Origin of the sequence: Gallaecimonas xiamenensis 3-C-1, from assembly GCF_000299915.1 — a bacterium.
GTDB classification, from domain to species: domain Bacteria; phylum Pseudomonadota; class Gammaproteobacteria; order Enterobacterales; family Gallaecimonadaceae; genus Gallaecimonas; species Gallaecimonas xiamenensis.
On the sequence record NZ_AMRI01000018.1, the window covers coordinates 78,516 to 88,015 of the forward strand.

General features: G+C 61.9%; 8 protein-coding genes. 3 read left to right on the forward strand and 5 right to left on the reverse strand.

The annotated features are described in order from the left end of the window. Positions 1 to 33: 33 nt before the first annotated feature. Positions 34 to 309: a hypothetical protein gene (locus tag B3C1_RS13065; RefSeq protein WP_008485368.1), complete on the forward strand. Its 276-nt coding sequence runs from the start codon at positions 34 to 36 to the stop codon at positions 307 to 309. Here B3C1_RS13065 and B3C1_RS13070 read toward each other — a convergent pair whose 3' ends face one another. After that, complete coding sequence (locus B3C1_RS13070) at positions 310 to 1,566, reverse strand: cyclic di-GMP phosphodiesterase (protein WP_035482143.1); 1,257 nt, start codon at positions 1,564 to 1,566, stop codon at positions 310 to 312. Between the two features lie 186 nt (positions 1,567 to 1,752). On the opposite strand from B3C1_RS13070, the gene B3C1_RS13075 reads away from it, so the two are divergent. Next, positions 1,753 to 2,808, forward strand: a complete 1,056-nt coding sequence (locus tag B3C1_RS13075) for a PepSY-associated TM helix domain-containing protein (RefSeq protein WP_008485370.1) — start codon at positions 1,753 to 1,755, stop codon at positions 2,806 to 2,808. Here B3C1_RS13075 and B3C1_RS13080 read toward each other — a convergent pair. The 4 genes from B3C1_RS13080 to B3C1_RS13095 all read right to left on the reverse strand — a co-directional run bounded on the left by B3C1_RS13080 (position 2,798) and on the right by B3C1_RS13095 (position 8,500). Then, positions 2,798 to 4,075 (reverse strand): polyhydroxyalkanoate depolymerase, encoded by a 1,278-nt coding sequence (locus B3C1_RS13080; RefSeq protein ID WP_008485372.1) that lies wholly within the window; start codon positions 4,073 to 4,075, stop codon positions 2,798 to 2,800. The two genes, B3C1_RS13075 and B3C1_RS13080, sit on opposite strands and share 11 nt — an antisense overlap. A 176-nt stretch (positions 4,076 to 4,251) precedes the next feature. Continuing rightward, positions 4,252 to 6,873 carry a M1 family metallopeptidase gene (locus B3C1_RS13085; RefSeq protein WP_008485374.1) on the reverse strand — a complete coding sequence of 874 codons (2,622 nt, stop codon included), beginning with the start codon at positions 6,871 to 6,873 and terminating at the stop codon, positions 4,252 to 4,254. A 159-nt stretch (positions 6,874 to 7,032) separates the two neighbouring features. Continuing rightward, entirely contained in the window at positions 7,033 to 7,644 is a 612-nt protein-coding gene (locus tag B3C1_RS13090; protein ID WP_008485375.1) for a YIP1 family protein, read from the reverse strand. A 70-nt stretch (positions 7,645 to 7,714) separates the two neighbouring features. Then, positions 7,715 to 8,500 carry an SDR family oxidoreductase gene (locus B3C1_RS13095; RefSeq protein ID WP_008485376.1) on the reverse strand — a complete coding sequence of 262 codons (786 nt, stop codon included), beginning with the start codon at positions 8,498 to 8,500 and terminating at the stop codon, positions 7,715 to 7,717. An 83-nt stretch (positions 8,501 to 8,583) separates the two neighbouring features. Between B3C1_RS13095 and thiD the strand changes: the two genes are divergently transcribed. Then, positions 8,584 to 9,345, forward strand: coding sequence for a bifunctional hydroxymethylpyrimidine kinase/phosphomethylpyrimidine kinase (thiD, locus tag B3C1_RS13100; RefSeq protein WP_008485377.1), 762 nt, complete (start codon positions 8,584 to 8,586; stop codon positions 9,343 to 9,345). The last annotated feature ends 155 nt before the right edge of the window (positions 9,346 to 9,500 follow it).

Sequence of the window (9,500 nt, forward strand, 5' to 3'; positions counted from 1 at the left end):
TGCTAAAGTGGTGCCAGATTGGGAGCTAACACTATGAACAAGAAAATCTTCTTCCTTATTCCCCTGCTGCTGGCGGGCTGTTCTGCAACCCAGGGTGGCCGCGCCAGCTGTGCCAGTGAGCTGGACAGCGCCTGGCAGGAGCTGGACTTGGCCAAGGCCGAGGGCTTTGCCGGCACCGTCAGTTACACCAAGGCGGTGGGTCTGCTGTCCCTGGCCAAGGGTCAGCAGACCATAGAACGCTATGACTCTTGCCTGGAAAAGGCCCAGCGGGCCCGCTTCTACATAGCCCAGTCCCGCCAGGGGCAGTGATCAGGCTTTGCGGCCCAGGGGCAGGAAATAGCTGATGTCGCTGCGGGGCTTGAGGTAGTCGAAGACGGCGGCCGGCAGGGCACTGGCCTTGACCGTTGCCTTAACGGTCAGGTCTTCCTCCTCCAGGTCGATAATGGCGGCCTGGTCCCTGGGCACAGCCGGGTCGTAAACCAATACCGCCGGGCTTAGCAGGCGGCTGGCATTGACCGTCATCACCAGGCCGTATTGGTCGTTACTCAGTTGCACCAGGGTGCCGGGGGGATAGACTCCCAGCACCCGGATAAAATGCTGCACCAATTCCTGGTTGAACTGGTCTTTCCCTTTGCGAAACAGAATAGCCAGTACCGCATGGGGTGGCATCCCTGGCCTGTCACGCCGGCCGTGGCACAGGTTGTCATACTCATTGGCCACCGCCACCAGCTGCGACAATATGTCTATCTCCCCTTTTTTCAGGCCCTTGGGATAACCACTGCCGTCCAGGCGTTCATGGTGCTGCAAGACGATATTGAGGACCCGGGCCGGAAAGTCCCCATGGCGGCTGGCCAGCTCCACCCCATACTGGGTATGCAGCTTTAAAAAATTGAACTCCGCTTCGCTAAGGGCTTCTGTTTTTCGCAGTATGGCGGTGGGCACCTTGAGCTTGCCCAAGTCATGGAAGATGCCCCCGAGGCCACAGAGTTTGATTTCTTCCTGGCTCATGCCCGCCGTCTTGGCCACCAGCATCGCCATCACCGACACATTGAGGCTGTGGCAGTAAAAGCCGTCGTCGCCCTTGGGCTCGTTCATCAGGTGCAGCACCACGTCGGCCTGGCTGACTATCTCTTCGGCAATATCGTTGACCAGGCTTTCAGCGTCTTCCAAGGCGGTCAAGGGGCGGCGCTGCATGTCCTGCATCACCGCCTTGACGTTGGCGACGGTGCGTTGGAAGTCCTGGCTGACCTTGTGCAGCTCCCGCATGTAGGCCTTCTGGCGCTCTATCTTGCGCTCTTTTTCCAAAAAGGCGGCGTCCTTGTCCACCTGGGGCTGGGTCTCTGGCTCGGTCGCCATGGCTTGCACCGGCAGGGGCTCGGCGTCGGATTTATCCAAGTAGACGGTGACCGCCTGTAGGCCCAGGGTCTGGATCAGTGCCACCTGGTCGTCCGAGCGGATCTTGAAGCGGCTGAACATAAAGGGATGCTTGACCCAACTGAGGGACAAGTCCACATAGAGGCCGACGCAGAGCTGAGAAGGAAGGATTCGGATCTTTCTTGTTGTCATAGTGCCAAGGTTGCTGAATTCGTTGCACACTCAAGAGCATAGATGCTCGTGGCCACCCTGCGCGTCCTTTCGCTATGTCTTATGTAACAGGCCGTTCACCCCTGCGCCTGCATGAGCATAATGAAAACCATTCTCAGCTTTGCTAACATCGCCCCGCCAGACAGACACTTCAGACCCGGAGAATCAGTGCGTCGCACCCTTTGGAAATGGCACGGCTATTTTGGCCTGGCCGCCGCCTTGCCCCTGTTCCTTATTGCCCTGACCGGCAGCCTGCTGGTGTTCAAGGCCGAAATCGACGGCCTACTGATGCCCGAGGTGGTGCAGGCCGCCGCTCCCGAGCGCCTGCCCCTGAACCAACTGGTGCGCCAAGCCCAAGGCGCCCTGGGGGACCACGAGATCCTCGGCTGGCAGCCCGCCGAAGCCCCAGGCCAGGCCGACCGCATCTATGTGGCCAAGATGGGCACCTACGACTGGCAAAAAGCCTTTATCGACCCCAGTAACGGCCAGCTACTAAGCCCCCCCGTCTCCACCATCCACTACTTGACCGACTGGTTGCTGGAATTCCATTACACCTTCCTGGCAGGCCCTGTGGGCATAGCCGTAGGGGCGCTGGTGTCCTTGTTGTTCCTGGCCCTGGGAGTGACTGGGGTGATTTTGCACCGCCATTTCTGGAAGACCTTTTTCACCCTGCGCTGGGGCAAGAGCCTGCGGCTTTTCCTGAGTGATCTGCACAAAATGCTGGGGATCAGCGGCGCACCCATCTTCCTGGTACTGGGTTTTACCGGCGCCTGGTGGAACATAGACCATTTGCTCCATGAGGCCCTTGAGCCGGATCATAGTGAGTTCAAACTGACCCACCGTTACTACCGCAGCGATCTGGACTTTGATGCCATGCTCAGCGAGGCCCGCCAAGCACTGCCGGGTTTTGAAGCCACCTATATCCGTTTCCCCGACAAGAGCTTTCCGGGCATACACCTGTTCGGGCACCAGGTACAGGCCAGCAGCCTGCGCAGCCTCTACGGCTCCATCGCCAGCTTCGACGACCAGAGCGGCCAGCGCACCGGCCTGTTGGACGTGACCGAGGCAGGCGTCATCTACCAGTTTGAAGACACCTTTAAGCCCCTCCATTACGGCACCTTCGGCGGCCTTGTCACCCGGGTACTGTGGTGTATCGTCGGCTTCTTCCCCTGCCTGATGGCCCTGTCCGGCTACTTGATGTGGCGTAAGAGGGTCAAGCGCTAGGGTTGTCCTTGGCCGCCCCCTGGCTACGGCTTTTGCGGGGGGCCGGGGCCTTGGTGTGCTTGGTCATAAAGGCCTTGATCCGTGGCCCCACCTCTTCGCGAAAGCGCCGGCCGTTAAAGATGCCGTAGTGCCCTACCCCCAGCTGCACGTAGTGAAGCTTGCGCGCCGGGGCTATGCCGCTGCATAACTGCTGGGCGGCCTGGGTCTGGCCCATGCCGGTAATGTCGTCAAACTCCCCTTCGATGGTCATCAGCGCCGTCTTCTCAATGGCCCCCAGATCCACCGGCTCTCCCCTGTAGGTCATCTTGCCCTGGGGCAGCAGGTGCTCGATAAAGACCTTTTCCACCGTATCCAGGTAGAAACGGGCCGGCAGGTCCATTACCGCCAGGTATTCGTTGTAAAAGCTGCGGTGGGCTTCGGCGCTGTCGCCGTCACCGCGGATGAGATCTTCGAAGAATTTGAAGTGCTTACGAATATGCAGATCCGGGTTCATCATCATAAAACCGGACAGCTGGATAAAGCCGGGGTAGACCTGCTGCCCGGCCCCGGCGAAATAATCCGGCACCGTGCAGACGACGTTTTCCTGGAACCATTCCAGGTCGTGGTCCGAGGCGTAGTCGTTCATCTCGGTGGGGTTGATGCGGGTATCCACAGGCCCCCCCATCAGAGTCAGGGTCAAAGGCTGCTTGGGGCTTTGGTCCATGGCCAGCTTGGCGCAGGCCACCAGCACCGGCACCGACGGCTGGCAAACCGCCACCACATGCACATCCGGGCCCAGCAATCCGATAAAGTCCATCACATAGCTGACATAGTCATCAAAGCTGAACTCCCCTTCGCTAAGGGGCACGTCCCTGGCGTTGACCCAGTCGGTGATATAGACCTCATGGTCGGGCAGGAAATGAGCCACCGTGCCCCTTAGCAGGGTGGCAAAGTGCCCGGACAGGGGCGCCACCAGCAGCACCTTGGGGTCCTGGCGGGTGCTGAACCGGCGAAAATGCTTGAGCTCGCAGAAGGGCTTGGTGGCGGCCACCTGCTCACGGACCATGACGGTGCGCCCGTCAATCTGGGTGGAACTCAATCCGAACTCGGGTTTTTCGTAGTTGTTGGTGCAGCGTTCGAACAGCTCCACGCCCGCCAGCAGGGTGCGTCCGGTCTGGGTATAGGGGGCCAGGCTCCAAGGCAGGGTCAGGTGTTTACGCAAGGCCTGGGCCCAAAGGTGCCAGGGTTGGAGGGCTTGCTGAACATTGGCGTGGAATTGATAAAGCATGGCGACATCCCCTGTGAAGGTGCGAACAGAACAGACCACTTAACAAGATAGGCGCCATGGGCAGGGTGGGCAATAAATAGCCGAAATGAAAGCATTTCTATGCTTTTTTATGACAAAGAGGTGAAGGTCGGCTGACAAAAAAGCCCCCTGACGGGGGCTTGCTATCAAGGTGAAGGTTATTGGCCGGCGCGGGCGGCACAGAGTTCGATGCTCTCCACTGCCGCCTTGAGGTTGCGCTCGCCCCCTTCATAGGCCAGTTGGCCAAAGTAGGCCTCAAGATCCTTGGCCTTATCCAGGCTGCAAAAGCCGCTGAAGCCCGAGACGATGCGCTTGCGGCCAGAGGCGGGCCAGACGGCTTCCACACCCTGGCGATGTTCCTTGAACCACTGGTAGGTGTCCGCCATGGTCTCCAGGCCGTAGGCCTGGCCCCCCATCAGCATAAAGCGCTCGTTGACCCTCAGCCCCTCGGCCAGGGCCAAGTCCCGGGCCTGGGCCGCCAGGGCCGGCGCCTCAACGCTGGCCAGGGCTTGCAGGGCGCGCTGGCGCACCACGGCGTCTTGGCTTGCCATCAGCCGCGCCTTGAGGCTATCAAAGGCCGGTTGGCCCTTGTCCTGCACCCAGACTTCCAGCGCCAGGCCAATCAGGTCCGGGGCTATGCCCGCGTCCTTGCCGGCCAGGTGGGCCTCGGCGGCAGCGGACAGGGCGCTGCGCAAGGCCGGAGTACGGGCCTTGTCCGCCAGGAAGGCGGCCAGGGTGCTGCGCAGCAAGGTGTCGTCCTTGGACTCACCGGCCTTGGCGGCCAGGCCAAGGGCAGCTAGGCGCGGGCCATACCAGGCCTGGAACTGGCCGCGCAGGGCGTCCTTGTCCTTGGCCTGGTGGGCCAGGATAAAGCCCAGCTGGCCCAGGGGCGCCGTAGCCAGCTCTCGGTCTTTGAGCTGGGCGATGGCCGGCACTTGCGCCAGGTAGCTGTCCAGGGGCAGGCTGCCGTCAGACAAGGCGGCATTGAAGCTGTCCAGCACCCCCAGGGCCTCGGCCTTGCCCAGGGTCGGCAGGGTGGCAAAAAGCGGCTGCCAGTCATCCAGGCTAAAGCGGTAGTAACCGGTGCCACCGGCGTTGGGTAGCAAGGTGCTGGGGCAGCTGTTCAGGGCCAGGGTGCTTTGTTTTTCGGTCAGCAACTGGCAGTGGCGCTCACCGTCGGCCTCAAAACAGAACGGCAGATCCCAGGTGCGGTTGGCATCGCCCTTGGAGCCCAGGGGCAAATAGCGGCTCTGGGTGACCTTGAGCTCGGCCTTGCCGTCCTGGCAGTGGCGCTCGATGGCCACCTTGGGCACGCCGGTCTGGGTCAGAAAGCTCATAAAGGCCTGGTTGACGGCGTCGTTGTCCGCCGCCTTGGCGATGGCCCCCACAAAATCCTCGGCGCTGGCGTTCCCCCAGGCATGGTCGGTCAGGTATTGGTGTACCCCTTTTTGGAAGACCTCGGGGCCGACGAAGTGCTCGAACATCTGCAGCACGGCGCCACCTTTTTGGTAGGTGATGCCGTCAAAGGCGTTGGAGATGTCGGCGTTGTGCAGTATGGGCTGGCGAATTTCGCGCATGTTGACCAGGGAGTCGGCCCCCATGGCCCGCTGGCCACCCTGGGCTATGCCAAGGTCATAACCCCAGTCCGGCCCCCACTTGGCGGCGGCCTTGTTGCCGGCCCAGGTGGCGAAGGCTTCGTTGAGCCAGATGTCGGTCCACCAGGGCATGGTCACCAGGTCGCCAAACCATTGGTGTGCCAGCTCATGGGCATGGACCGATGCGTAGGAGCGCTTTTGCCAGAAGGGGGCGCTGTCGTCCATCAACAGCAGCTGTTCGCGATAGGTGATGGCACCGGGGTTTTCCATGGCGCCGGCGGCAAAGTCCGGTACCGCTATGATGTCGAGCTTCTGGTAGGGATAGGGAATACCGAAGTAGTTTTCCAGGGTTTCGACGATACCGGCGGTGTTTTCAAGGGCAAACTTGAGCTTGTCACCCTTACCGTGCACCGCCACTCCCCGCAACGGCACGCTGCGCTCACGCACTGCGGTCTTGGGCAAGTCCTGCCACTGCACTATGTCCAGGTCCCCCACCGCAAAGGCCAGCAGGTAGGTGGGCAGAGGTTTGGTGGTGGCAAACTGGACATAAGCCAGCTCGCCTTCTTCACGGCGGGCCACCTCGGGGGTGTTGGCCACGGCCTTCATGGCCTTGGGTACCACCAGGGTCAGGTCAAAAGGCACCTTGAAGCTGGGCTCGTCAAAGCCCGGGAAGGCACGGCGGGCGTCGATGGACTCGAACTGGGTAAAGGCGTAGTTACGGCCCCCTTCGCTGACCTTGTAAAGACCCTCGAGGGACTGGTTGTAGGGGGCCTGGTAGTCGAATTTCAGGGTCAGCTGCTGGGGGCTGAGGGTCTTGGGTAGGGCCAGGCGGATAACGCCGGTGTCGTCCTTGTCCTCAACCTGGGTGTCCAGGATTTCACCCTCGGCGGTAACCACCTTGATGTCCAGTTGGCTCATGTCCTTGGCATGTAGCCACAGATGGTCGCTGGCCTGGGTCAATTGCAGGGCTATTTCCCCCTGGCCTTTGAAACCGGGCTGGTCCGGGTCTACCCAGAGGGTCAGCTGGTAATGGCTGGGCTCGGCCCAGCGGGGCAGCTGCGCCACCGGGGTGGCCTCGACCTGGCTTTGGGCCGCTGGGGCTGTGGCGGCGGGCGCCTGGGTGTCGGCCTTGTCCTGGCAGCCCAACAGGGCCAGCGCCAGGGCGCTCAGCATGAACTTACGCATATCCTTGTTTCTCTTGTTATTTTGGTTAAAAGCACGTTACCACGCACGGTGCCGGTGCCAAAGCGCCCACGGCCAAAAGCCATCCTGGCGCGACGGAAATGCCCGCCCAGCAAAAAGCCGCCCCAGGGGCGGCTTTTCATCCGGTTTGGCAGAGCGGCATTAACCCATCATGCTTGGGCCGAACAACATCACCAGGGGCATCGCCACTACCATGGCGGCAGCCACCACTAGCATCACCGTCACCAGCATGGCGGCAAAGGCTATCCAGGCATTAAAGCCGTTGGCTTCAGACAGCATCTTGCAGGTCACCACCAGGCCGTGGATGTTAAAAGCCGCCCCCAACAGCCCCAGCAGCAGGGCGGCGCTATTTTCGGGGGCTTGAGCCGGGATCTGTTCCATCCACAACATGTCGTCACCGTAAAGCAGGTAGCCCAGCAACCACAACACCATGCCCACCATGGCAGGTACCCCGCCCCAGGCCAGGGAAGCCCGGATCGCCAGGCCGTCCCCCTTACCGTCGAACCAGCGGCAAACATGACGTATTGCCCAGGCCTGGAAATAAAGCAGCACAATAGCGCCGATGGGCAGGGCCAGCAGGGCAAAAGTGACCAGCAAGGAGCCGATGTCCTGAATAAGGAACTGCTGGGCAAACCACAGGTAGCCCGCCACAACCACCAGGCCCACAGAGCTGTTGCCGGGGCGGTGGCGCATCACCTCGTGCAGGGTGGCGCGAGGTTGGGTCCAGAGGGACAAAAGGGCGTGATAAGGCATGTCATTCCTTGAAAAAACGTCAATGGGCGAATTGTGCCAAGGCCGCCGCTTCCAGGCAACGGCTGCGGCTTCAGGTGTACTGGCTACGGGCCACCATTTTGCGCACCAGCCCCGGGAAGAATCGCTGTAGCCGAGGGGCCAGCACCGAGATGCCACGTCCGACGATCAGTTCGTCCTTACCCTTGGCCATGGCCTGAACTATGGCTTGGGCACATTGGCCCGGGCTGATGCCGCCATCCACGCCGGGATCGGAATGGTCCTGGGCCTGGCCGGTGGCGGTCAGGGCCGCTTTGGCGATGTCGGTCTGCACGTAACCGGGAAAGACCGTCAAACAGCCCACCCCCTGCCCGGCCACTTCGGCACGCAGGCAGTCCATAAAGCCGACGGCGGCAAACTTGGCCCCAGAATACCCTGAGCGCAACTTGGACCCCACCTTGCCGGCTACCGAAGCCACCGTCACCACCTGGCCCTGGCCCTTGGCCAGCAGGGTCGGCAACACCAGTTGAGTCAGGGCCACTACCGCAAAATAGTCCACTTCCATCAGGCGCCGGTAGACGGCAAGGTCGGTGTCCTGCACCCGGCTGCGCTGAGAGATACCAGCATTGTTGATAAGGATATCCACCGGGTGGTCGGCTAAGACCGCCCTGGCCTTGGGCAAGGCATCGTCCAGATCCGCCAAGTCCAGGGGCAGTACCTGATGGCCCTGCCCTGGCAGGCTCTCAGCCAGTTGTTGCAGCTGCGCCCTGCGACGGGCACTCAGTACCAGCAAGGCTCCTTGGGCCGCCAGCTGCTCGGCCAGGGCCTGGCCTATGCCGCTGGACGCCCCGGTTATCCAAATCCGTTTTCCCTTGAACATCTTGCCTCCTGATGATGGTTCTTGCGGACGGCTCTGCCTTGGCCGACCATTAGCCTTTAACGACCGCTGCCACAGGACTGTTTATGCGTTATCCCGTGCTCTTTATCGGCGGCTCCGACCCCAGCGGCGGGGCCGGGATCCAGGCCGACATCAAGAGCTGCCAGGCCCTGGGGGGCTATGCCATGGCCGTTCCCACCGCCCTTACCGTACAAAATACCCATGGGGTCAGCCAGTTGGAGTTGCTGCCTCCCAGCCTGGTGGCAGCACAACTTAACGGGGTGCTGGGCGACATTGCCCCCCTTGCCGTCAAAGTCGGCATGCTGGGCAGCCCGGCCATCGCCGAAGCAGTGGCCGATACCCTCAAGGCCCTGCCCTCTGCGGTGCCCCTGGTGCTGGACCCGGTGCTGAGCGCCAGCAGCGGCATGAAATTGGGGGCCCTAGAGGCCATCCGCACCTTGCTGCCAAGGGTCAGCCTGCTGACTCCCAACCTGCCGGAGGCCGCCAGCCTGCTGGGTCAGCATCTGCCTGCCGAGACCCTGGTCGCGGCGCTACAAGAAGCCCTGCCCTGCCCCTTCCTGCTCAAAGGGGGCCATGGGGAGGGGGCCATACTGCGTGACTGGCTTTGGGACGGGCAGCGCCTGACCAGCCTGACGGCCCGGCGCCAGCGCAGCAACCAGCTGCACGGCACCGGCTGCACCCTGGCCGCCGCCCTTGCCACCGAATTAGCCAAGGGCCGGCCTTTGGCCCTGGCGGCAGTGTTGGCCCATCAATACCTGCAAGGGGCGATAACCCGCGCCGCCAAGGCCCCCCTTGGCCAGGGACCTCACGGTCCTTTGGCCCACTAAGCCGGCCTCTTGGCCAGCACATAGATATAGCGGGCCAGGCTGCGATTAATCCGGATGCTTGGCTAGCACATGGATATAACGGGCCAGGCTGCGATTAAGCCGGCCGCTTGGCCAGCACATGGATATAGCGGGCCAGGCTGCGATTAAGCCGGCCG

Coding starts and splice junctions, on each gene's coding strand:
- B3C1_RS13065 (WP_008485368.1), top strand. CDS start 34: ATGAACAAGAAAATCTTCTTCCTTATTCCCCTGCTGCTGGCGGGCTGT.
- B3C1_RS13070 (WP_035482143.1), bottom strand. CDS start 1,566: ATGACAACAAGAAAGATCCGAATCCTTCCTTCTCAGCTCTGCGTCGGC.
- B3C1_RS13080 (WP_008485372.1), bottom strand. CDS start 4,075: ATGCTTTATCAATTCCACGCCAATGTTCAGCAAGCCCTCCAACCCTGG.
- B3C1_RS13085 (WP_008485374.1), bottom strand. CDS start 6,873: ATGCGTAAGTTCATGCTGAGCGCCCTGGCGCTGGCCCTGTTGGGCTGC.
- B3C1_RS13090 (WP_008485375.1), bottom strand. CDS start 7,644: ATGCCTTATCACGCCCTTTTGTCCCTCTGGACCCAACCTCGCGCCACC.
- B3C1_RS13095 (WP_008485376.1), bottom strand. CDS start 8,500: ATGTTCAAGGGAAAACGGATTTGGATAACCGGGGCGTCCAGCGGCATA.
- thiD (WP_008485377.1), top strand. CDS start 8,584: ATGCGTTATCCCGTGCTCTTTATCGGCGGCTCCGACCCCAGCGGCGGG.